At 67.3% G+C, this 22,469-nt stretch carries 20 protein-coding genes and 3 pseudogenes; 11 read left to right on the top strand and 12 right to left on the bottom strand.

Going from position 1 to position 22,469, the window contains the following annotated elements; all coding sequences use genetic code 11:
* Nucleotides 1-20 precede the first annotated feature (20 nt).
* Nucleotides 21-860, bottom strand: a complete 840-nt coding sequence (locus OG758_RS02120) for a COG4705 family protein (protein ID WP_326708319.1) — start codon at nucleotides 858-860, stop codon at nucleotides 21-23.
* A 391-nt stretch (nucleotides 861-1,251) separates the two neighbouring features.
* Here OG758_RS02120 and OG758_RS02115 point away from each other — a divergent pair, with 391 nt between their 5' ends.
* Both OG758_RS02115 and OG758_RS02110 read left to right on the top strand, forming a co-directional pair.
* Nucleotides 1,252-2,043 carry a COG4705 family protein gene (locus OG758_RS02115; RefSeq protein ID WP_326708318.1) on the top strand — a complete coding sequence of 264 codons (792 nt, stop codon included), beginning with the start codon at nucleotides 1,252-1,254 and terminating at the stop codon, nucleotides 2,041-2,043.
* A gap of 483 nt (nucleotides 2,044-2,526) precedes the next feature.
* Nucleotides 2,527-3,165, top strand: coding sequence for a hypothetical protein (locus tag OG758_RS02110; protein ID WP_326708317.1), 639 nt, complete (start codon nucleotides 2,527-2,529; stop codon nucleotides 3,163-3,165).
* Between the two features lie 60 nt (nucleotides 3,166-3,225).
* On the opposite strand, the gene OG758_RS02105 is transcribed toward OG758_RS02110, so the two are convergent.
* The 5 genes and pseudogenes from OG758_RS02105 to OG758_RS02085 form a co-directional block, all read right to left on the bottom strand.
* On the bottom strand, nucleotides 3,226-3,618 hold the full coding sequence (locus OG758_RS02105) for a DUF7144 family membrane protein (RefSeq protein WP_326708316.1): 393 nt from the start codon (nucleotides 3,616-3,618) through the stop codon (nucleotides 3,226-3,228).
* A 475-nt stretch (nucleotides 3,619-4,093) separates the two neighbouring features.
* Nucleotides 4,094-4,222, bottom strand: a complete 129-nt coding sequence (locus tag OG758_RS02100; RefSeq protein WP_326716289.1) for a hypothetical protein — start codon at nucleotides 4,220-4,222, stop codon at nucleotides 4,094-4,096.
* A gap of 237 nt (nucleotides 4,223-4,459) precedes the next feature.
* Nucleotides 4,460-4,860, bottom strand: a pseudogene (locus OG758_RS02095) (formate dehydrogenase); the annotation flags it as partial.
* 101 nt (nucleotides 4,861-4,961) lie between these two features.
* Entirely contained in the window at nucleotides 4,962-5,162 is a 201-nt protein-coding gene (locus tag OG758_RS02090; RefSeq protein WP_382060513.1) for a hypothetical protein, read from the bottom strand.
* A 194-nt stretch (nucleotides 5,163-5,356) separates the two neighbouring features.
* Nucleotides 5,357-6,544, bottom strand: coding sequence for a PP2C family protein-serine/threonine phosphatase (locus tag OG758_RS02085; protein WP_326708314.1), 1,188 nt, complete (start codon nucleotides 6,542-6,544; stop codon nucleotides 5,357-5,359).
* 537 nt (nucleotides 6,545-7,081) lie between these two features.
* Here OG758_RS02085 and OG758_RS02080 point away from each other — a divergent pair.
* Nucleotides 7,082-7,255 (top strand): CsbD family protein, encoded by a 174-nt coding sequence (locus tag OG758_RS02080; RefSeq protein ID WP_326708313.1) that lies wholly within the window; start codon nucleotides 7,082-7,084, stop codon nucleotides 7,253-7,255.
* 621 nt (nucleotides 7,256-7,876) lie between these two features.
* Nucleotides 7,877-8,233: pseudogene (locus OG758_RS48800) on the top strand (YidB family protein); the annotation flags it as partial.
* Nucleotides 8,234-8,304: 71 nt separating this feature from the next.
* Here OG758_RS48800 and OG758_RS02075 read toward each other — a convergent pair.
* The gene (locus tag OG758_RS02075; protein WP_326708312.1) at nucleotides 8,305-9,546 is read right to left on the bottom strand and encodes an RNA-guided endonuclease InsQ/TnpB family protein; all 1,242 of its coding nucleotides are present in this window, start codon (nucleotides 9,544-9,546) and stop codon (nucleotides 8,305-8,307) included.
* Between the two features lie 213 nt (nucleotides 9,547-9,759).
* Between OG758_RS02075 and OG758_RS02070 the strand changes: the two genes are divergently transcribed.
* Nucleotides 9,760-10,305 (top strand): IS630 family transposase, encoded by a 546-nt coding sequence (locus tag OG758_RS02070; RefSeq protein ID WP_326708311.1) that lies wholly within the window; start codon nucleotides 9,760-9,762, stop codon nucleotides 10,303-10,305.
* 93 nt (nucleotides 10,306-10,398) lie between these two features.
* On the opposite strand, the gene ltrA is transcribed toward OG758_RS02070, so the two are convergent.
* Nucleotides 10,399-11,835 (bottom strand): group II intron reverse transcriptase/maturase, encoded by a 1,437-nt coding sequence (ltrA, locus tag OG758_RS02065; protein ID WP_326708310.1) that lies wholly within the window; start codon nucleotides 11,833-11,835, stop codon nucleotides 10,399-10,401.
* A gap of 56 nt (nucleotides 11,836-11,891) precedes the next feature.
* Here ltrA and OG758_RS02060 point away from each other — a divergent pair, with 56 nt between their 5' ends.
* From OG758_RS02060 to OG758_RS02045, 4 genes are all read left to right on the top strand, one after another.
* Nucleotides 11,892-13,007, top strand: a complete 1,116-nt coding sequence (locus OG758_RS02060; protein WP_326708309.1) for an IS630 family transposase — start codon at nucleotides 11,892-11,894, stop codon at nucleotides 13,005-13,007.
* 748 nt (nucleotides 13,008-13,755) lie between these two features.
* Nucleotides 13,756-13,911 carry a DUF6131 family protein gene (locus OG758_RS02055; RefSeq protein ID WP_326708308.1) on the top strand — a complete coding sequence of 52 codons (156 nt, stop codon included), beginning with the start codon at nucleotides 13,756-13,758 and terminating at the stop codon, nucleotides 13,909-13,911.
* Between the two features lie 871 nt (nucleotides 13,912-14,782).
* Nucleotides 14,783-15,109: a plasmid stabilization protein gene (locus OG758_RS02050; RefSeq protein ID WP_326715772.1), complete on the top strand. Its 327-nt coding sequence runs from the start codon at nucleotides 14,783-14,785 to the stop codon at nucleotides 15,107-15,109.
* Between the two features lie 317 nt (nucleotides 15,110-15,426).
* Nucleotides 15,427-16,098, top strand: a complete 672-nt coding sequence (locus OG758_RS02045; RefSeq protein WP_326708307.1) for an HAD family hydrolase — start codon at nucleotides 15,427-15,429, stop codon at nucleotides 16,096-16,098.
* A gap of 105 nt (nucleotides 16,099-16,203) precedes the next feature.
* Here OG758_RS02045 and OG758_RS02040 read toward each other — a convergent pair whose 3' ends face one another.
* The 3 genes and pseudogenes from OG758_RS02040 to OG758_RS02030 form a co-directional block, all read right to left on the bottom strand.
* Nucleotides 16,204-17,256, bottom strand: coding sequence for an iron-containing redox enzyme family protein (locus OG758_RS02040; protein ID WP_326715771.1), 1,053 nt, complete (start codon nucleotides 17,254-17,256; stop codon nucleotides 16,204-16,206).
* A gap of 126 nt (nucleotides 17,257-17,382) precedes the next feature.
* Nucleotides 17,383-17,493 (bottom strand): annotated as a pseudogene (locus tag OG758_RS02035) (CDGSH iron-sulfur domain-containing protein); the annotation flags it as partial.
* A gap of 43 nt (nucleotides 17,494-17,536) precedes the next feature.
* Nucleotides 17,537-18,229 (bottom strand): HemK2/MTQ2 family protein methyltransferase, encoded by a 693-nt coding sequence (locus OG758_RS02030; RefSeq protein ID WP_326708306.1) that lies wholly within the window; start codon nucleotides 18,227-18,229, stop codon nucleotides 17,537-17,539.
* A 1,123-nt stretch (nucleotides 18,230-19,352) separates the two neighbouring features.
* On the opposite strand from OG758_RS02030, the gene OG758_RS02025 reads away from it, so the two are divergent.
* Nucleotides 19,353-19,658, top strand: a complete 306-nt coding sequence (locus OG758_RS02025; protein WP_326708305.1) for a 4a-hydroxytetrahydrobiopterin dehydratase — start codon at nucleotides 19,353-19,355, stop codon at nucleotides 19,656-19,658.
* Nucleotides 19,659-20,088: 430 nt separating this feature from the next.
* The gene (locus OG758_RS02020; RefSeq protein WP_326708304.1) at nucleotides 20,089-20,628 is read left to right on the top strand and encodes a hypothetical protein; all 540 of its coding nucleotides are present in this window, start codon (nucleotides 20,089-20,091) and stop codon (nucleotides 20,626-20,628) included.
* Between the two features lie 615 nt (nucleotides 20,629-21,243).
* Here OG758_RS02020 and OG758_RS02015 read toward each other — a convergent pair.
* On the bottom strand, nucleotides 21,244-22,443 hold the full coding sequence (locus tag OG758_RS02015) for a globin domain-containing protein (protein ID WP_326708303.1): 1,200 nt from the start codon (nucleotides 22,441-22,443) through the stop codon (nucleotides 21,244-21,246).
* Nucleotides 22,444-22,469 lie beyond the last annotated feature (26 nt).

Genomic DNA, 22,469 nt, shown 5'->3' with positions numbered 1-22,469 from the left:
AGCACTTCCTGTACGCCTACTCAGGCCCAGTGCCGGGCGGCGCGCTGCGGCTGCGTCGCGTCCTTCCGGGTCACCGACAGATACACGACCAGGCCCAGGATGACCGCGAGGAACAGCACACTGGTGACAACCGTGCCCATGCCCAGGGCGCCGTCGCCGGTGGGCTGGGAGAGGTAGTCACCGATGGACGCGCCGAGCGGACGGGTGAGGATGTAGGCGATCCAGAAGCTCCAGACCGCGTCCAGGCCGAGCTTGAAGTGCGCAAGGGCGACCGCGGCGATGGCCAGGCCGAACAGAACCGCGGCGAGCCAGTAGCCGAGGTCCATGCGCTCGGAGACCAGGTCGCCGGCCGCGGTGCCGAGGGCGAAGGTGAACAGGACGGCAAGCCAGTAGAAGGACTCCCGGCCGGTGCTGTCGATGCTGTGGATCGACAGCGTTCGCTCACGCCGGTACCAGACCACGAAGACGATCGCGAGAATGACCGCGAAGACGGTGGTGCTCGTCTCCAGTGGCACGCCCATGTTGTCGGTGAGGTTGTCGCTGATCAGCGTGCCGACGACACTGATCAGGGCGACCGCGAGCCAGTACACGCCGGCGCGGTATGCGCTGGTGCGGAACTGTACGACCAGGACGACGGCCAGCAGAGCACTCATCAGTACCGACACACCGGTCAGGCCGAGGCCGGCCTTCTCGTTGAGCAGGTCGGCAGCTGTCTCACCCACGGTGGTGCACAGCACCTTGATGATCCAGAAGTAGGCGGTGACTTCGGGCACCTTGTTCCAGCGCGGCCGGGGGCCGGAGGGCGCCGCCTGGGCGCCGGCCGCCGACGATGCGGAGGTTTTTGACGTCTCGTATGTCATGAGGCCCGACCGTGCCACGGGATACCTGACCGCATCCTGACTGCGGTGCGGCATTGCCTGCCGCATCCACCTCACCCGAGCACTACGACGACTCATGATCAGGGCCCTGCGGGCGTAACCGGTGTCTGCGGGCGAGAATCACCCTCTGTACCCGGTGCCGGAGAGGCAGTTTGGCCGCGATGCGGGTGACGGTGACCCTCCTCGTTCGTCTTCCCGCGTGCGGCGCTGTGGTGCCCCGGAGTCGGCAAGCCGACCTCTTCCGGATCAGGTCGAACCCGACACCACTTCCCTGGACGCAACCGGTCAGGTCGTACCGCGGTGCGACGTCACATCGCTGCCGCATGCACGCCGTTCAGGATGCGTTCAGGCTCAAAGTGCCATCGTGCGGATCATGACCGCAGAGCACGTCCTCGACGACCGGCCCCTCGGCCCCGTACGCCAATTGGCGAACAAGGTGCCGGAGGTGACCGTCTACTTCTGGATCATCAAGGTGCTGACCACGGGCATGGGCGAGACGGCGTCGGACCTCCTGGCCCGTACGCTCGGCCCGATACCGGCGGTCGCGCTCGGCGGCCTCGCCCTGGCGGCCTCCCTGGCCATTCAGTTCACCCGGCGCCGGTACGTCGCCTGGGCCTACTGGACCGCCGTCGTCATGGTCAGTGTGTTCGGCACCATGGCCGCCGACGTCCTGCACGTCGGCCTGGGGGTGCCGTACATGGTGTCGACCCCGGCCTTCCTCGTCGTGCTGGCCGCGGTCTTCGCCCTCTGGTACGCGAGCGAGCAGACCCTCTCCATCCACAGCATCCGCACCCGCCGCCGCGAGACTTTCTACTGGGCGGCCGTCCTCGCCACCTTCGCCCTCGGCACCGCCGCAGGCGACCTCACCGCCACTGTCGGCTTCGGCTACCTGGGCTCGGTCGTCCTCTTCGCGGCCGGCATCTGCCTGCCCGCCCTGGCCCACCGTTTCGGCGCCATGGGCGCGGTGTTGGCGTTCTGGACCGCGTATGTCATCACCCGCCCCCTCGGCGCCTCCCTCGCCGACTGGATGGCACTCGGGCACAGCCGCGGCGCCCTGGGTCTCGGACTGGCGCCGGTCACGCTGGCGTGGACGGCCGCAATCATCGGATTCGTCGGCTACCTGGCCGTGTCACAGCGCGATCGGCGCGCCCCCACCGCAGCCTGAAGGTTCAGGACGCGCCGGTCGAGGTGGGGGAAGCCGAGCAATGCGCAGGACCTGCGGGTCAGTTCGGGGAGGACGTACCTTCCTGTGCGATTGAGCAGTAGGAACCGAGCAGGACCGGCGTCCACAGCACGGCCAGGAAGGCGCGTTCGTGCTCACGTAGTGAAAGCACGACGGCACCACGGCACGACTGTCTCGCCGAGCAACAGCCACACAGAACGGAGCCCGGCCCGGAGAACCGGGCCGGGCTCCGGAATGCGCGACCCTGCACAACACTGCGCCCCACTCTCGTCACGAGGGATTGGGGCGCAGTCTCGTTCGCCCAAGCCTTCGCCCTCCAGGGCCAACTGCTGTCACGCCCGAGGACTTCCGTACCGCCCACAGGTCGAGCCTTCACGTATTCATCACAATCTCATCACTTGGTCGACATGTTCACTACATCCGCCCTTACCGTCATGAGTCACCGCACATCCCATGGGGGGTCTCATGTCGTACAGCCAACCGCCGTCCCATCAGCCGCCGTTCCAGGGGCCGACACCTCCGGGGCCGGCCATGCCGGGGCCCGGGTTTCGGCCTCCGTCGGGCAGGCCGAAGTGGGCGAAGAAGAGGTTCGTCATCCCGGCCGCGTTCGTGATCCTGTTCCTCGGCGTCGGCATCGGAACGTCCGGGGGCGGCACGGAGAAGACCGCGGATGCGAAGCCCGCGCCGACGGTTACCGTGACGGAGCGCGCCGCCGCGAAGGGCGGCAAGGCGAAGCCGGCGCCGACCGTGACGGTCACGAAGACGGCGAAGCCGAAGGCTGCGGCCCCCGCTGAGAAGCCGGCCGCCGACAAGGCGCCGTCAGGGAAGGTCGTGTTCAAGGTGTGGGGGTCAGCGCCGTCCGGCGTCGACACGATGTACGGCAGTGACAGCGACAATCGTGACGGCTCCGGATTGCCGATGACGAAGACGCTGCCGTTGAACGATGACGCGCTGTACTTCCACATCTCGGCACAGCTGCAGGGCGGCGGGGACATCAACTGCTCTGTGACCGTCGGCGAGGAGACGAAGAAGGGGCACGCGTCCGGCAGTTACAACATTTGCACGGCACAGCTGAACGGCGGCCTGCTCGGCGGCTGGGACTAGGGCCGGCATGCGCCGGGGCCGTCGGGCTCCCGCCCGGCGGACGTACGACATCTTCGCCGGCTACACCCGAGTCCCGTGCACATGCCGCGGCTCGGCCAGCAGGCCGTAGATGACCAGCAGGGACACCAGCATCGTGAACAGCGACCAGAACGGGTAGACCGGAAGGAAGATCATCTGCCCGACCAGAGAGAGCGCGGCCAGGCAGACGCCCGTCAGCCGCGCCGCCCTGGAGCCCACGAACACGCCGATAGCCGCCAGGGCCATCACGATGCCGATGAAAACAAAGATCCAGCCCCAGGCCGTGTAGTTCAGGATGAGCAGCCGGTTGCCCTGGGAGTACACCTTCGAGTAGTAGCCGTGGTTGAAGATCGCCACGAAGCCGTTGAGAAGGTTGAATAGAGCGGAGACCATCAGCAGGATCCCGGCGAAGGCCACCCAATGAGAACGCTCCATCGGAGGCACGAGGTCGTCTGACTCAGAGGCTTGTGGCTGCATGACAACTATGAGATCCAGCCTCGCGGCAGACCGCAATCGGTACTGACCCGTCGGTGTCCGGACCCACGGCTGGCCTCCCGGTGAGCGGGGCCGGCCGGCCGGCCGTCCGTCGGACGTGCGACGCACAGCAACGCGAGTCCGGCCGGGGTGCCCTCCTCGGTGGGTGCGAGGTGATCCGGGCGCTGTCCCCGTAGCGGCGGGCCAGTTCCGGTCTGTTGAGCTCGGCGCCGAACAGGGTGTGGCCGGGCGTGTAGGGGCGACAGTGGAATTTCGCATTCGAAGAGGTCATCGACGGCATCTGGTGAGCGTCCGCCTGGTCGACCGAAGGGGGCCTGCCTCGGTGGCCAAGGTGTGACACCTTGGCCGACTGATCCTGAGGAACTGCTGATCGTGAGGATGGGGGTCGACGAGCCGGCTACGGCGGACTCGCCAACTACGGCTGCTGCCCCTCTGTGAACAGGTCGCTGAACTCGTCACCATCCAGGCCCTGTGGGGGCATACGAATCGAGACCGCGGCGAGCGAGGACACCTGCGTCGCCGTGGCCGGGGTCGTGCGCCCCATGAACTGGGCTCCCGTGGCGATTGCCGAGCCCGCGCCGGCGAGTCCGCCGATGGAAGAAGTAGCCGGCGATGTTCCCGGCGGCCGACGACGGTGCCTTGATGACCGGTGCCCGTAGTGCGAATCGAAGTCGGCGCGCGGAACCAGCCGTTGTTCGCCGTGAGACCCTCGGTGCCGGCCGTGCTCGGAATCGCTTCGGGAGCCGCTCATCTTGTTGTCTGCCTTCGCAGGAGCGCGGGCAGCGTCCTCGTCCGCTACGAAACCGGGGGAGCGGGCGGGTACGAAGTGCGGCATGTCAGGGCCGTGCGACTTGCCGTCGGCCCCGTCCCACCAGACGTACGCCGTGCGTTCGCTCCACGGGGTGCCGTCGGGTGCGGCCGAGCCCGGCTGTAGGGGATGCGGCGGTTGGCGGGCCACGCCCATGCCCATTCCGCGGCTACCCGGTTCTGTTCGGAGCGGGCTTCCTGCGGGCCGTCTGGGTTGCTCCCTTCGGGGTACATGCCGCAGTAGATCCAGCAGCCGCAGGGCATCGAACCGTCATCTTCCCGCTGCGTGTATGCGCTCAGCGGACTTCCGTCCGGGCCGTGGCCCTCGGTCTCCGCGAGCGCCGGTTCGGCGACGGGCTCCCGCTGTGGCCCACTTGCGCACACCCATGTGTGTCTTCTCGGCCGCCGGGGCTCGGGGCGTCATGGCGGGCGTCCTGTTCAGGCTGCGAGCCGGGGCTGCCACGTCGCGCGGAGCGTCAGCCGGTCGGTTCGTCAGGAATGGGGTGGTCGGGTCGCGGGCTTCCGGAGTGCGGGGCGCCCCGCCGTCCTGTACCCGCTTCGTCTGTGTCGGGGATCTCCGGGTCGGGCTCGGACTCTTCCTTGTCGTCCGGCCGCGCCGCGTCGTCGGCGGACTCCCAGGGATCATCCGTGCCGCTGCCCGTCTGCTGGTCGGGCATATCCCTCGGCGTGGGCTCCGGTCCCGGTGGTTCGGGCCGGGGCTCACTCACAGCGCTCTCGCTTCCTCGGTGGGCTGGTACGGCACGCGGGTACCCCGGCGGATGGGAGCGATGCCTGGTATTCGTGGCCGTGCTCTCCGTACCGCACGCTTCGTGCCACTCCGGACGTGCCGTCCAATGGCGGTGTAGCGGGCCTAAGCGGGCCGGGGTGTGTGCCGCCATTCGAACATGAGGATCGTCGCGTCGTCGCGGAGACGGTTTTCCTGGGCGTTCAGGATCGTCTGGATGAGGCGCCGCAGTGTCTCCGGCGCCAGTTCGCCTGACGCGGCGGCCCGGACGACGTAGTCGGCGAACCGTTCGAGACCGATCTCGCCGCCGGCCGTCCTGCGGGCTTCCGTGACGCCATCGGTGAACATCAGCACTCGGTCACCTGGTTCCAGGGCTGTCTCGTGCACGCGCCGGGGCGTCGAGGTGAGGGCGGCCGGCATCCCCATGGGCGGATCGGCGTCGCGGTCCATGGCTCCGGCGACCAGGCGATGGTCACGGATGAGGAGCGGTGCAGGGTGTCCGCAGTTGATCCAGCGCAGTTTGCCGGTGCTCAGGTTCAGTTGGGAGACGACCGCGGTGCAGAACTGGTCCGGCAGCCACTTGGACAGGGCTGCGTCGACGCACTCCACGAGTTCGGGGAGGTCCGCTCCGGTGCGACGCGCGTTGCGGCATGCGGCCAGCGACACGACCGATGTCAGCCCCGAAGCCAGATCGTGTCCCATGGCGTCCAGGATCGCCGTGTGGAGGATCGAGTCGGTCAGGGCGTGGTCGAACGCGTCCCCGCCGACCTCGTAAGCCGGTTCCAGGACGGCGGTCGACACGGCGCGCGTGGTGCCGATCGTGCGGGGCGGGAGGAAGGCGCGCAGCATTTCGGCCGCCAGCCGCATCGGTTCCGTACGGGTCTGGCGAACGTAGGAGTCCTTGTACGCTCGCTTGGACGTGATCATCATGGCGAACAGGGAGGCGAGCGTCCTGCCACGCCGCAGTGCCAGCGGGTCGAGGGTCGGGGCGCGTACAGCGAGGACGCCGAGGCGTTCCGCCCCGTCCACAAGCGGCAACCAGGCCGTCGTCCCCCCGAAGTCGGATTCCTCGATGCGCAAGGATTGGGTGCGATACGTCCAGCCGGCGAGCGAATCGTCGATGGGGAGCGTCCGCACCAGATCGTTGAGCGGTGTCAGCTGTTGTTGTTGCAGGTCGGCCAGGTAGGCGACGGAGTGCTGAAGACCCATGGCCTTGGTGCAACGCGCCATTGCGGTGGTGAGGTCGAGCGTCGAGTTGCCGAGATCCGCGAGGAACTCGGCAAGGGCAACCTCAGGGATCTCGGGAACGGCCACCTCATCACCCCTCGTCCGGATCCTGGTCCCGGGTCTACGGGTCTATACGTACCTGTGCAGTCTCACACCGCGACGTATGGCTCGCCCGTGGGGGACGGACCGGATCGTGGAGGTCGTGTCGTCCAGAGCCGGCGACGCGGTGCAGTCCGCCGCGACTTTCCTTGCCAGGGCCGCGCTCGCCAGCTCCGAGGCCGTCTGCGCGTTCGCGCGTAACCGGCGCGGACATCTTTCCTGAGTCCTGGCGGCGCAGCACATTGGGTGCAGCGGTAGCGCTCAGTGCGCTTCGGTGGCCGGCGGTGTCCAACCGTGCTGGGCAGCCATCAACCCTCGCCCCGTGATTCCGGGCAATCGGCATAAGGCGACGCGACGGCCGGTCTGCGTCGCACGGTCGTTCGCCCAGTGTAGTGGCATGTGCCCCTTTATTGAATTTCTGTGTAAAAGCCGCCACGGTGAGCTTGACAATGGCCATGAGGGGTACTTTGCGGTTAGGCCCATAGAAGGACAACTGCCTAGACGGGGTTGAGACGGGAGCGCGCTGTGGCTGGGAGCGAGAAGGCCAAAGCCAAGAAGGAGCAAGTGAAGGGAAAGACGAAGGAAACGGTCGGGCGCACGATAGGCAATGAAGAGATGACCGCTAAGGGTCGCGCGGAGAAGGCCAAGGGGGACGCGCGCCAGGCGAAGGAGAAGGGGAAGGACGTCTTCCGCGGTTAATGGAAACTACCTGTGAGCCTGCCGCACAGAATTGCGCGGCAGGCTCAGGACGGTGCGGACGAGCGGCACGACCGACAGATCGATGAGTCACTTAAGTCGAGGCCTCCGACCGGCATCGACTGACGTCGCCCTTCCATGCGAGGCTGATCAGCCAATCCTGTCACCGGGTCCGCGACCAAGTTCTCAAGGACGCCGCCTGATCCGGCGCAAGGCATCGGTGGATGCGAGGTTCTCCGATGGGCTGCTCTCGTCCAGGTTGTCGATCAGCGCCACGTAGGCCTCCTACGCGATGCCGAGCTAGCCAGCGGCTCGCAGGTGTCCCTCGTACCGAGGGTGAGGGCCCTTGAGTCGGGCGGGGCAGGGCGGCCTTCAGACCTGCTCGTCGCTCGAGTCCAGCCTCAGTGCGTGCAGCCGCGTCGGATCGCCGAGTGCGCGCAACTCCTTGACCAACTGGAAGTCCTCGACGGTCGGTTGCGGGAGCCACGCGCCTTCGCCGTCGGCCGCAGTAGGAGCCGATCCCGTTTACCGTCGGCGTTTCGGTCCGCTCTTCTCGCCACTCACTGGCGAGGCGCCGGCTCCAGCGCCTCGACATCCACTGCCCATACGGCCTGCGTCCGCTGAATGAGTGTGTGTCTGCGTGTCCCAGTTCCTGGCATTGGCTCGGTCGTTGGACGGGTCACGGCGGCCGACCGTTCCGGGTGGTGGCTTATCGCGAGGAAGGGAACGCTCATGGCGGACAATGATCTGGGGAGTCTGCTGGGGAACCTGCTGGGCAGGGGTAGTTCCTCCGGGTCGGGGAAAATGCTCGGCGCGCTGTTCAACGGCGCCAGTCGCGGAGCTGGCAGCTCGCTGGAAGGGCTGCTCGGCCAGCTCAGGGATGGCGGATTGCGGGCAAAAGTCGCCTCCTGGACTGGCACAGGGGAGAACGAAAACATCAGCGGTGCGGAGATCGCCCAGGCGCTTCCCCCCGGTCTGCTCGCCTCGGCTGCGCGCTCCTGTGGGCTCCGTGAGGTGGAGGCCGCAGACCAGATCGGTCAACGACCCGGGACTCAAAGTTCCGGGCTTGCGCAACGGGCGCCACTGGCTGTGGTGCTGCGTTTGCGTCCTGTCCCACACCCGGTGTTGTTCGGGGGTGTGTCTGGGGCGGTTGACTGCGCCCCGCGTCGCCACAACTCTTCCGCACGGTGACGGATGTTGCGGGAGCCGTTCCAGTCCGCGTGTGCAACGACACCGCAGGACCGGCATACGAAGCGGGCCTGACTGGCCCGGTTCGCCTTGTCGATGTGCCCGCATTCGGCGCAGGTGCGGGAGGTGTACGCCGCATCGACGTGCACCACCGGTACCCCTGCCTTGCGGGCCTTGTACGCGATGAACTGGCCGAGCTGGGCGAAGCTCCAGCTTGAGTGGGTGGCCCGTTGGGGCTTGCGAAGCCGTACCCGTGCGCGGATGCCGGTGAGGTCTTCCAGGGCGATTCCGCGTCCGGTGCGTTCTGCCTCGGCCACCACATGTTTCGCGATCTTGTGGTTGATGTCCCGCGCCCGCCGCGCCTCCTTACGACGCCGCTTCTTCAGGCGTCGTTTGACGGACGGGGTGTTCTTACGCTGGAGTTTCTGACGCAGGACGCGTTCGCGCAGGCGTCCGCGATTCAGCCGGCGCCCGGCCATGATCTGACCGTCCGAGGTGGTCGCGATGTTCACGATCCCCAGATCGACCCCCAGGAACTGGGTGATGCTGGTATTGAGTGCGGCCTCGGGGACCTCGCAGGTGGCGGTCAGGAACCACATGCCGTCGCGGTACAGCAGGTCTGACTCGCCCTTGCGGTGCAGGGCCAGGCGGGCCGCATGCTCGGGGGCGGCGGTGAACGCCACGCCCTTCATCCGGCCCGACAGCGTCCAGATGGACACCGTGCGCTCCGTGTACTGCCGGGACAGCATCCGGTCGTCATACGGCTGCGCGCCCTCCGGGCGGAAGGCGATCGGTTTCTCGACTGCCCGCCGGTAGCGCTTGGAGGAGGGCCTGCCGAGGTTTCCTGCCGTCAGGTTCGCCTTGAGGGTGCGGTACGCGTCGCAGGTCTTCTTGATGACGTGCTGGGCGGCCTGCGCTCCGAGCCCCCACCGGTCCTTGATCGCCGTGTAGGTGTGCTCACGCAGGGTGAAGTTGCGCTTGATGTCCTTCTCGAACGCCACGGACGACACCCAGGTCGCGGCCTGATTGCAGGCGTGCAGGGTTTCCTCAAGTGCCGCCGCCTGCACGGGCGTCGGCAGCAGTTTCACCTGCACACTCAACTTCACGACCGTGACGCTACCTGCCGCCTGACGTACCGGCATTCGAACAGCACACATTCCTCCTGGTGCCCCCTCCTACCTCGCCGCCTCCGCGGGCGGCGCGCCGCTCGCCCTCATCAAGCAGTACATCGAGCGGCGGAAACGCCCTGACTAGTGTCTCGTGATTCCGTCAGCGTTACTTGATCTTATGTGGCAGGGTCTCTTGGTGTGGAGCTCTCCGTGGAACAGGCCGCCGAGTTGCGGGAGTTGGTGAACAGTCGGGACGTTCCTGCGGACATAGCAACGCGGGGCCGGATCGTGCTGTGGTCGAGTGAGGGGCGTCGGCGCAAGGACATTGCCGAGCTGCTCGGGGTGTCGCAGCCGACCGTGGACCGCTGGAAGATCCGCTATGTCGAGCAGGGCCTGGCCGGGCTGGAAGGCGACCGGCCTGGCGGGGCCCGGGAACAGGTGCCGGCGCGGGTGCGGGCCCGGGTGATTGCGCTGACGCGCATGACGCCGCCGGACGGCACGGGGCTTTCGCACTGGTCCACACGGGAGTTGGCGAAGTACCTGGAGCGGACCGAGAACATCACCGTGTCCTGGCACTACATCGCGCGCGTCTGGCGGGAGGAAAGCCTGAAGCCGCACCGGTTGGGCACCTTCAAGCTTTCCAAAGACCCCGCGTTCGCGGAGAAAGTGGCCGATGTGATCGGCCTGTATCTGGCCCCGCCGGGCGGCGCGGTGGTCCTCTCGATCGACGAGTCGGGTCGGACCGGGGCGCGGTGACACCGTTTCTGGTGTTCCGTTTCCCCGACCCGCCCGCCGAACCGGACGTGCCCGTCTCCGAGCATCCGGCTCTCCACGTGCTCTTGCCTCTGGTCAGCCGACGGCTGGCGGTATTGGCGTCCATGGTGTGGGTATGTTCCGGCCCCGGTATCGGTAGCGGACCACCGGAACCTTCTGGGGTTGGAACAGCGATATCCCATCCTCGGTCGGTCGTTTCCCGGGGAGGAAACGCCGGAACAAGGATGCCCACGGGACACGAGGATGTCGTTTACGCAGCCAGCGGGTCACCCGATGCCAGGAATACTCATCGAGATAGCCGAAGGTGGCCGCCGACACGCCATGTCGGAAGTAGGCACACCAGCCCCGCAGCACGGCATTCAACTGACGCAGCAGGTCGGACAGATGCCGGTGCTTCGATCTGCCGGTAATCGCCCGGGCCTTGTCCACGATGGAGGCCAGGGCCTTCTTCGAGGGGTAGGTATAAACGACGTTCCGGTCGGTGCCCCGTTTCCGCCGGCGCTGGATGTGCCAGCCCAGAAAATCGAAGCCCTCGTCGATGTGAACCACCTGTGTCTTGGCCTCCGACAGGCGCAAGCCCATCGGCGCCAGGACTGCTGCGGCCTCGGCCCGCAGCGCTTCGGCGTGTTGACGCGTCCCTGAAACCATGACCACCCAGTCATCCGCATAGCGGATGAGGCGGCACATGGGCAGGCCGCGTCTGCGACGCGCGGTGCGCTGATAGTCCGATCCATAGCTCTGCCACGTCTCGGCGAAGTGCTCGTCGAGCTCGGACAGAGCGATGTTGGCCAGCAGTGGGGACAGGATTCCTCCCTGGGGAGTGCCGGTGATCGAAGCGCCCTCAGTGCCGTCCGTATGCATGATTCCGGCTTTGAGAAACGCCTTGACCAGGGCCAGGACCCGTTTGTCTCCGATTCGCGCGCGCACTCGGTCCATCAGGGCCGGGTGCGCGATCTCGTCAAAACACGCCTGGATGTCCGCTTCCAGGACCCATTCGTAAGAGCGGGAGCCGAAGAAGTGGATCTCGGCGATCGCATCCTGAGCCCGCCGTTTGGGACGGAACCCGTAGCTGCACGGGAGGAAATCCGCCTCAAAGATCGGCTCCAGCACCAGTTTCAGAGCCGCTTGCACAACTCTGTCGCCCACAGGAGGGATGCCCAGCCGACGGAGCTTTCCACTTCCGCCCTTGGGAATCATCACCTCCCGCACCGGGAGAGGGATGAACGTCTGCGTCTTGAGATCTCGACGGAGACGGTCCAGGAAGAGATCTTCCCGTCCCGACAGCCGTACGGCATGGGCGGAAATTCCATCCACACCTGCGGTTCGGGCACCCCGATTGGTCCGCACCCGCTCCCATGCAACCAGAAGGAATGCGGGGTCACATACGAGGTTGAACAGATCGTTGAACCGGCGACCGGTGTCATCGGTCGCCCATTGGTGCAGCTTGGTCTGGATCCCCAGTACCCGCCGCTCGGCCCACAACAGGGCGTCCGACGGATCGTCAATATTCATCAACGGACTCCTGGCCTTCCAGAACCGTCACTGCGAACACGCTGCCGCTCTTCGCCATGCGGACGGCTTTCCCGTCCTCGGACTACTACAGCGGCTCCGCCCCGACCGGATGCTGCCGGTGGACGATGCACCTGCCCGCCATCGGCCTGGACGACCGACGGAAAGGGAGGCACCCGGACGGTTCCCACGTTCACTGCCGGATCGATCGACGAATGAGGTGCCCGACTTTGCCCCTGCGGCCTCGCCACGCCTACGCCGCAGGCATTCAACGTGGCCTCCCGACCGACGACTTCAACCGGCCCAGGAGTCACCCCACTCCCCACCTCGGGGAGCGAAATGTGCACCGCAATCCAGCCCACATCCGCCAGATTCGAGCTGGTGGATCTCTTAAGGGGCTTTACACGCCGGTTCCTCACGTGCACCTTTCCGTCTCGCTTGCCGGACCCGCGCCGTCTGGCAGTGCCAGCGCGTCCCGTCGTTGTCGGGGCTGCTTTCCGCCCTTACCGGCACCTCCCGGTTCGAACTGCCCCCAGCTTCGTCGTGCTACTGCGACAGCACGGCGGCGGAGTCCTTTCACCTCCGCTCGATCCCACAGCGCCTCGTGGCGCACGAAGACGCAGATCCAGGCGCTGGACCGAACCCAGCCGGTACTGCCGGTCTCCTTCGCCGCGAGCGAGAAGCGCACCGCCGACTACGTCCGGCACGGCACCACGAACCTGTTCGCCGCCCTGAACGTGACCACCGGCGAAGTGCTCGGCGAGTGCAAGCCGACCCGGAACGGCAAGGACTTCCTGGCCTTTCTCAGGAAGGCGGTGAGACCGCACGCCGGGAAGGACATCCACGTCGTCCTGGACAACCTCTCGACGCACACCACCCCCGAAGTCAAGGAGTGGCTGGCCAAGAACCCGCACGTCCACTTCCATTTCACTCCCGTCGGCTCCTCGTGGCTGAACCAGATCGAGATCTGGTTCGGAATCCTGACCCGGCAGTCCATCCGCCGTGGCACGTTCGCCAGCGTCAACGTCCTGATCAAACAGATCCGCGACTACATCAACTCCTGGAACACGACGGCGAAACCGTTCACCTGGACCGCGACCGCCGGCGAGGTCCTCGCGAAGGTCCGACTCGTCGCGACCAACGTGAAGAAACTCGTCAATAACAACGCGAACTGACATGAACAGGATCACGAGACACTAGCTGGCCTCCGGCCGACTCCGCCGGGCAGCCCCACGGCCGAAACCACAGATACTGCGATGCTGCGCATCGCCACCACAGGATGCGATTCCTCCCGGGGGTGAACCCCCGGTTCCTCGCAAGAGCCCGCTGAAACGCTGCCCGTGGCTGTCGACAAGCTCACCCCCGAGGGGCAGATCCCTAAAGAAGCACTTGAGGAACTCATCGCCCAACAGCTGCAGTGACAGCGAAACAGCGGACAGGTGAGGCGACGAGGCTGGCCAGTTGCCGACCGGTTCGCAGGGATCGCAGGCTTGCCCATGTGGAAATGCCGTCACGCGCCACGTACGCCCGAGCCGGACAGGCTTCGGCGACGGCTGCGTCGAGCTGGGGGCGAGCGTCTGGCGGCCGAGGGGAAGTTGTACGTCGCCTGATGTCGATGGCTCCGCTCACGCTGCATCGCCCCCGCGTCTCCCGTCGTGGCATCGATATCTCCGAGCAAGGTCGGACGGCACCGGTCGTGAACGCTCCGTTGCCCGGCTGCCGGAGGCTGCTCGTCGCTGGGCAACGCAAGGACAAGCACTTCCTTCGCTTCGTCGCCGTCGCCGCGACATGCATCTGCTGTCTCAGACTCCGAGAGTGGAATGACTTCATAGTTGAAGCAATTGTTCCATTGGATAACCTCCAGCCCCGAATCGTAGGGAGAGGCGCATAATTGAAACTGTCCGGCTGGGATTGGAGAGCGTCATGGTCATCCTCGGTGTCATCCTCCTTGTCATCGGTCTTGTGACTGGAATTTCCATACTGTGGACCATCGGGGTCGTCCTGTTGGTGATAGGCGCCATCCTGTGGGTGCTCGGAGCTGTTGGTCACTCTGTGGGTGGCAGGCGGCACTACTGGTGATGGCCGCCCGAGTGGCTCAAAGTGGGTGAACGACCGCGACTATGCGGATGAGGCACCGCAGAGCTGAATTGCGAAGCTTGCGCTCTCCTTGAGGCAAGGCAAGGAATCGCCCAGAGCAGTTCACGGCGTCGTGGGGGAAGAAGTTCGAACGGGGATGCAAAGCGCACGCCACTGCAGTGTTGAGCCCTCTCGGCACGCTGCACGCCGGCGCTGGATCTTTGGCCTCCTGAGAGCCGACGAGGGCTACTCTCGTCGGCTCTCAGGAGGCCTCCGCTACTGAACTCAAGATCTCCGCTGGTCGATGCCCCGGTCTGATGGTCTCCCTCATCAGTACGAGTCGGGCTCGCTCTGATGCGAAGGGGCCTCGCCTGTAGGAACTGATCAGCGCTCGCCGGGTGGTTGAGCGCTGGCCCACAGGCGGTGAGCGGTGCGGACAGCGTTCCCCACCCGAGTGGCCCAGGGGCGCGTGATGAACTGTGACAGTGCACGGTAGTGCCCGCTCATACCCTTCACGGACGCTGATCCGGCGCTCGATCGTCACCTTAGGTGCGACGGCGATCAGACGCATGCGCGGCGCCCTGGGTGCGGCTGCGCCGGCAGTCGTGACTTTCGTCGGCGGAGGACGATCAGCGGGCGGGCCCTTGTCGGCGTGCACGCGACGCCGGTGTCCATGAGGCCATTCCCTCGAGACGAGTGGTTGCCTTGGTGCGGCCGGTGCTTGTGTGTGAGAGCTGCGGCTGGAGGGCCTCCAGGACCCCAGTTGGTGTGCTGTTGCGGCGCAAGCTCCGTGGGCGTGTTCTTGATGCCGGTGACCCTCGACGTTTCGGGTACTCGACGCTTTGACGTCACTTGAGCGGCAAGGAGGCAGATGATGCCCAGAGGTTCAAGTCCCAAGCGGGAACGGCAGTATGAGCACATCAAGGAGAGCGCCGAAGAGCGTGGTGCCTCGACGAGTCGGGCAAAGGAGATCGCTGCGCGTACCGTCAACAAGGAACGCGCGCGGTCGGGCGAATCGAAGTCGGCGAGCAAGACGTCCACGCAGGACGGGAAGTCGGCTTCGCAGCGTGGCGGGGAACGCTCGCACAGTGGCGCACAGGGTCCGACGAAGGATCAGCTGTACGAGGAGGCGAAGAAGCGCAAGATCGACGGGCGTTCGTCGATGAACAAGCAGGAGCTGCGCGAGGCTCTCGGCGGCTGACGTCTCGGCGGCACGGAGTCCGCAGCATCGGTTCTTGACGGTCTCGTCGCGGTGCCTTACAGGAATCACCGCGACGGTTTCGCGTCGGGACAGACCCGAGGCGCAGCACTGACTGCGGAACGCGGAGTGATCCAGGCTCAGCAAGAGGGCACCCCGTGTCCCCCTGCGTGCGACACCCAGTCGCCCCCGCCCCTAGCCACCTGTACGTGCCCGGCTGGCGGCGCCGGGCGGGAGTTGCGAGAGGTCACCGGCCTCAGCCCGGGCATGCTCGGATGGTGAGGACGAACCCGGACCGGACGCGGAAGGACGTGGAACACATGGCACGCGCGGCTCTGTTCGACGTCGACGGCACGCTCGTCGACACCAATCACCTGCATGTGGTGACGTGGTGGGAGGCGCTGCGACAGGCCGGACACGACGTCACGATGCATGACATCCACCGGGCGATCGACCTCGGCTCCGATGATCTGCTCGCGCACCTCCTCGGCGAGGACCGTGACCAGGACCAGGACGCGCGGCTCAGCGCCGCGCACACCGCGTTGTACGGAACCTACTTCGACCGGCTGCCGCCGCTGGAAGGCGCCCAGGTTCTGCTGAGGGAGCTGGCCGGCCGGGGCCGGCGCATCGTTCTAGCAACCTCGGCCGGGGGACCGGAACTGAAGGCGCTGCGCCGTGCCATCGACGCGGACGACGTGATCACGGGAGTGGCGAGCGCCGACGACGTGGCCGAGGGTAAGCCGGCCCCCGATCCGGTTCACCGGGCGCTGGAGCTGGCGGAGACGGACGCTTCCGACGCGGTGTTTGTGGGGGACACGGTCTGGGACATGAAGGCGGCCGCCAGGGCAGGTGTGCGCGCCGTCGGTGTAGCGTGCGGCGGCGTCCCGCGTACGGACCTCGAAGAGGCGGGAGCCGAGGCCGTGTACGACGGTCCTGCGGACCTGCTCGGCCTACTCGACACGAGCGTCCTGGCCCAGATGAAACGCGGATAGTTCTGACGCACGCGCTGACCTGCTGGAAAGAATGGCTACCGAGCTCGAGACCGTACGAGCCATGAGTTCATCTCCCGCAGGTCCGGGTGTCCGGCCGTCAGGCACTCATGCCGTTGTGCGGCGTGGCGTCAACCTCGACGGCGCCGGATCCAACGGTGTGCGCAGCGCGGTGCGGTCGTTCCGCCAGGCTTCCAGGAGGTGGCTGCCGAGGCGTCCTTCGAGGAAGACGGTGGCCTCGACACCGTGGGCGACATCGGGGGCGAGTTCCGGTTCGTCGGACAGCAGTCCGCCGACGACCTCGCGGCGCACGACCTGTTCGTGGACGGCGTCGGCCTCCACGTGCTCGTCGTAGAAGTGTGTCGCAGCCGCTCCGGCGCCGGTGCGCCGCAGGGCCGCGGCCAGTCGTCGCGAGCCGGGTGAGGAGGTCACCTCGACGGCGGCGAAGTGACCCACGAGGGCTCCGCGCAGAGCGCGGTGCAGACCGAACAGGGACATGACGTTGACGGTGGCCAGCGCTTGTGCGGGAGCGGCGTCGGCGTAGTGGCCGTACGCGGTGTCCAGGCCGAGATCGGTCATCAGGTCGGCGAAGAGCTGGGCGTGGATGTTCTCGGGCCGCCCGGCGCCGAACTCGTCGAACTCGATGGCCACCATGCCGGCCTTGGCGCGTCCGCGCAGGCGCGGGATGACCCACACGTGTGGATCGGCTTCTTTGAGGTGGTAGAGGGACCGCAGCGCGGCGTACTCCCTGAGCTGTTCCGCCGTGCCGTCCCTCTGCAAGAAGTGGGTCACGCTCGTTTCGTCGTGGCCGGCAGGCTCCAGGAGGAGAGGTGCGAGTGCGGCGTCCGCATCGGCCTGGAAGGGCACGTCGGCCCGCAGCGCACTGTGGAAGCGTTCTTCGAGCAGACCGCGCAGGGCCAGGAGATCGGCGTCCCATTCGAGTTCGTCCCTGACACCGGCGAACCCCTGGTAGTGCATTTCGTAGAGCACGTACAGGGCGAGCTGGAGGTCGTCCCCGTACGGGTCGGTGGTCCGCGGCAGTGACCCGATGCGCGGTGTGGTGGTCGCACCGCGAAGTGCGTCGACGACGTGGCGCGAGATGTCGCCGCGCGGCAGGGGGAGCGTCGGTCGGCGGCGGGGCTCCCGGCTGTCAGGATTCATGATCGGATCGCTCTCGGCCACGTGAATCGGCTCGCGGCTCCGTGACGGAGAAGCCCCTCTGGGGAGCGGTCCCTCGGCCCCCGCGTCCGTCGGCGTCGGTGACTTGGTGCGACCGCGATGGCTGGTGTCGCACCACGGGTAGGTGCGGCTGCGCCGACAGGTGCAGATCGCGACGGTGAAGCGGTGCGAGACCCACACCGTTCCGCCGTCGGCTACGACCTCGACGGGGCCCTCCACGAGCAGTGGCCCGTGCGGGTCGACGGTGACACGGCGTGGTCGCTCAGATGCGTGCGGCACGGATGACCACCAGCTCTTCCCTGGTCTCCTCGCCCACGAGTCCACGCCCGCGCAGCCAGGGAGTGCGCGCACGGAGCACCGGTCCGAAAGGGATGCGCGCCCGGTCGACGACCTCGGCGTACAGCCCCGCTCCGGTGAGTCGATCCAGGGTGCAGTCGGTTCCGGACAGAGCCGACTGCACGAGCAGCAGAACACCGTCGGGCCTCAAGGAGCCGGGGGCGGTGTCGCAGATGAGGTCCAGCAAGGCCCGCCCGTCGGCCCCCGCGTCCCAGGCACGGGCCCTGCCACGAGGTGGCGGACCGTCCGAGGGAGACGGGACGTAGGGCGGATTGCTGATGACGAGGTCGTAGGTGTGTCCGCGCACCGCGGTGGTCAGGTTCCCATGCCGAACGGTGACGCGCTGCCGGGACAGCAGCGCGTTGAGGCGGGTGGTCCACACGGCGGCCCAGGAGATGTCGACGGCGGTCACCCGGGCGCCCAGCCGCGCGGCGTGCAGTGCCAGTGCCCCACTCCCGCTCCCCAAGTCCAGCACGTCAGTGCTGGGACCGATGGGCTCCCGGTACAGCGCGCTGGTGAGTATCCGGGTGTCGCACTGCGGTGCGTACACACCGGGCGGGCGGACCAGGCGGGGCGAGGTCGTGAACGCCCGGACACGTGCTGGTGCCTGTGGAGCCATCGGCTGTCTCCGATCCGTGGGACGCGCGACCGCGGCGGTCGGGTGTGCTTCGTTCACATTCGGTGGATGCTGCCCGTGTCAGGTGTGACACCGAGTGCCCTACGAGACGGGATCCACACGTGAGAGGGACTTGGCAGGAAGGCTTGGAGGGCGTTGGGGCGTCGCGCGTCGCGCCCCCGAGCGTCGCGGTCTCGTGCTCTTCGGCGCCCGGGCAGTGGCTGCGTAATGTCGCCCGAAGTCACGACAGTCCTGCGCGATGTACTCGGGCGGATGGCAGACGCTGCGGGCGTTGCAGACAGCGCAACGGCTCGATGGCAGCGTGGGCACAGCCGCACGCCCTGCAGGGTGTGTACTACGTGCTCCTGCGCCACCCACGCGGTGGCTCAGGACCTCTTCCAGCGCCGGAATGTCCACCGGTTCGTCGAACCAGAGAACGGGCGCATCTGCCGCCGCGTCCTTGCCCTGGCCACGAGCCTTCGTCCTGGCCCCCGGCATCAGCCCTTATTCGACTTGTTCGGATAGCGGCACTCGGGCCGGATCCAACCTGGCGTCGACACCCTCCAAGCACGTGGCAAAGGTGCAACCGGTACAGAAGCCGGGCACGCGCCGTCGACGACTGTTACGCAGCGCAGCGGGACGGCATACCGAGACCACTGCGCATCGTGCGAACCGACGAGGCCCGGGTAGCCGCTGGGCGTAAGAAATCGTGCCAGGGGAGTGTGTGACGTGGGGGCTGAACGGGGGAGAGGCAGGTGTTGAAGGATCATCGCGGAACTCGCAGGTGCACGCCGACTGAACAGCAGAGCATTATGGAAGAAGCGGCCCGTCGCATCCATATCCACCCGAGCTGCGGCGCAGTGGAAAGGGCGCCGTCACTCCGCAGAAGAATGAAGTTGTCAAGGAATCGCAGCCCCGACATCGCAGGGCATGGGCAGTTAGGCGCACGGAACTGAGCGCGAGGAGAAGGGCTGCTGGAAGCCGCCGACCACGCGCGAAGTCCTCACCTCCGGGGCACCTCGGAGATCGGAGGCGGGTCGGTCCCGGTTTTCGGCCGTGTCGTGGCGGCTCGGCACACATGGGAGGGGGCACCGTATGCGGTGACCGCACCTTTAGGAGAGACATCGTGGCAAACCGACTCGACGACGCCGAAATTGACAAGAGAATGTCCGGCGCCCACATGGTGTACTGGCTCCGCGAAGGCAACACATTGCGCCGCACCGTCGAGGTGTACGACTTCGCCACAGCTGTCAACGTCGTCGGAGATATCGTCTACGACGTCAACACTCTTGGCTGCCGCCCCGACGTCGACATCCGCGGCAAGCAAGTAACTTTCGTGATTCGCGGCGAAGACGGCCTCAGTGATGTGGACGTCGAACTGGCTCACCGCATCGAGACAGCAGCAGGCTCGCACGTCCGGGGGAACGCGTAAGCCCAGCCCCGGGGGCCGGCTCTCGCCGGGGAAGGCATTACTGTTTCGCCGGTACCGCGCACCGCGCACCGCGCACCGCGCACCGCGCACCGCGCACCGCGCACCGCGCACCGCGCACCGCGCACCGCGCACCGCGCACCGCGCACCGCGCACCGCGCACCGCGCACCGCGCACCGCGCACCGCGCACCGCGCACCGCGCACCGCGCACCGCGCACCGCGCACCGCGCACCGCGCACCGCGCACCGCGCACCGCGCACCGCGCACCGCGCACCGCGCACCGCGCACCGCGCACCGCGCACCGCGCACCGCGCGGCGCGGGCAGGTCGTGTGGCGGAGTCCACTTTCCTGTCGTGTTCTGGGTCATTTCCTCTCTGGATACCGGGGTCTAGCGTGTTGGTTCACGTTCCCCTCAGTAATTCGGACGGCCCGGTGTTCGCAGATCTCTCCCCGCTCATAGCGGCGACCGCTCAATGGCTGACGCGTTCCTACCCGTCGGGTGGCAGCGCGCTGGACTCTGCCTTGTGTGAGGTGCAGGCCAGGCAGGCCGTGACGGTCGCGGCGTGGCTGCGCTACCCGACGCCCATGGACGCCGCGCTGGTGGGAGTGGCCGGAACCGGAGGCTCCGCCCGGCTCGACCAGGTCGTGGGCGTGGACGGAGGCGCATACGGGCTGGAGGCCGACTGTCCGGACGCGGACGCATGGCGTACTTGGGTGGACGAGGTCGTCGTCAGCTGGGCCGCATGTCTGCTGGCCGATCCGGAACTGGCCGACAGGGCGGTCGCCGCACTTGCCGACAGCAGCCATGCCGCTGGGGTGCCCGCTGATTTCCGGCGTCTGACGGCCCCGGATGACCGCGGCCGTCGGGCAGCTGCTCTGCTGCGGCACCCGGATCTGGTGGCGCCGATAACCGAGATGCACCGCGCCGGGCTGGTCCAGCGCCTCACCCCACGGCAGCCTCTGACCGCCTGAGGTACCCCACGGCCTTGTCCGTGTCGTCTATGTGTCGCGACGCGGGGTTCCCGGCCACGCGCTCCGTTGCGCGAGGAGGCGTTGGGGAGGCCGAGGAGGGGTGTGCGCTCGGTCTGGGGGAGTGGCGAGTAGACCTTGGCGGCCTCAAGCGTCACGTGGTGCAGATGCCTTTGCGAGCGTGGCAGGTCCTCTTCTCCGGCCAGGATGCGGTCCGATCGCCGGTTTGGATGGGGCGGGCCACTCCGAGCTGCACGGCGGGGGGTGCTGTCACTGCCGCTGCCGGGAGGGAGACGGCCGTCGGAGGCCCTCACGACACGTCCGCGACAAGCACGGTCACCGCGATGGCGGCTTCGACGAGATGCGGCGCCCGAAAGACCAGTCAGCCGATGCTCAGGCCGATCGCTCACTCTCGGAGCCCGGAACTTCAACGGCGCTTCCGGGAAGGAGATCGCCAGGAATGTTCCGAGCCACACGAAGGACACCGCACCGACTGTGGCCCCCTCGGTCGTGTCCACTGCGTGCACCGCCCGTCCGTTCCGTACTCGCAGCCCAAGGATCCCGTGAACACAAGCTTCTTCTGCCGCCCGTCCGGCCCCAGTTGACGTCGCCGTCGGCTCACTCGCCGCCCAGCCACAGGTCCGGGCCGAAGACCTCGTAGTGGATGGACGCCGCGGGCAGCCCCCGACGCAGCAGGTCACTGCGTACCGCGCGCATGAACGGCAGCGGGCCGCACAGATATGTCGTAATTCCCATGGGCAGGTCGAGCGTGGTCACGTCGGCCCGGCCGGTGGACGCCTCGGGCCTCACCTCGGCGCCCGGCTCCTCGTACCAGAGGTGCAACGTGGCGTTCGGGAGTGCCTGGACGAGTCGGTGCTGCTCCTCCCGGTGGGCGTGGTCGACGGGGGTGCCGTCGGCGTGAACTACCGTCACTGGTCGGGATGTTGCCTCGGTGGCGAGGTGGTTGAGCATGGCCAGCATCGGTGTGACACCCACGCCGGCGGACACCAGCAGCAGCGGCCCCTCGTCTTCGGGCAGGACAAGGTCACCGAACGGGGCGGAGACGGTGAGGCTGTGGCCCACCCGGGCGTGCTCGTGCAGCCAGGATGAGACCTCGCCCTCCGGCGTCGCCGCTCCGCGGACGCGCTTGACGGTGATGCGCCACTGCGGATTGCCTGGGGCGCACGAAAGGCTGTACTGGCGTATCTGCCGGGCACCGTCGGGCAGTTGGACCTGGACACTGACGTACTGGCCCGGGCGGAAGGAGCCCGCCGGGCGGCCGTCGGCGCGGCGCAGGACGAGGGAGACGGTGTCGGGGGTCTCCTCCCGCCTCTCGGCGATCTCCATCCGATGCCAGATCTCGCCCTCGACCGTACCGGAGCCCTGGTACAGGCGGGCCTCGATGGCAATCAGTGCGTTGGCCATCAGCCAGTAGACCTCGTCCCAGGCGGCTGTGACCTCGTCGGTGACGGCCTCGCCGAGGACATCGCCGATGGCTGAGAAGAGGTGCTGGTGGACGAGCTTGTACTGGTCGGAGGTGATGCCGAGCGAAGCGTGTTTGTTGGCGATCCGGGCGAGCATCGCATCCGGCCGGGCCTCGGGGTGCTCTACCAGCATGCTCGCGAAGGCCGCGATGGAGCCGGCCAGGGCCTTCTGCTGCTCTCCGCTGGCCTGGTTTCCCCGGTTGAACAGATCCCGCCGCAGCTCGGGTCGGTCGTCGAAGAGATTGGTGTAGAAGAGCTCGGCGATATCACCGATGGCCGCGCCGACGACCGGCAGCGTGGTGCGGATGACCGGGGCGGACTGCTCGGAGAGCACAGTGACTCCTAATTGGTTAATGATCT

It is taken from the genome of Streptomyces sp. NBC_01474 (genome assembly GCF_035918215.1).
GTDB classification, from domain to species: Bacteria; Actinomycetota; Actinomycetes; order Streptomycetales; family Streptomycetaceae; genus Streptomyces; species Streptomyces aureus.
The sequence above is the reverse complement of the archived record's forward strand: the minus strand, read 5'-3'. Positions and strand labels throughout refer to the sequence as shown.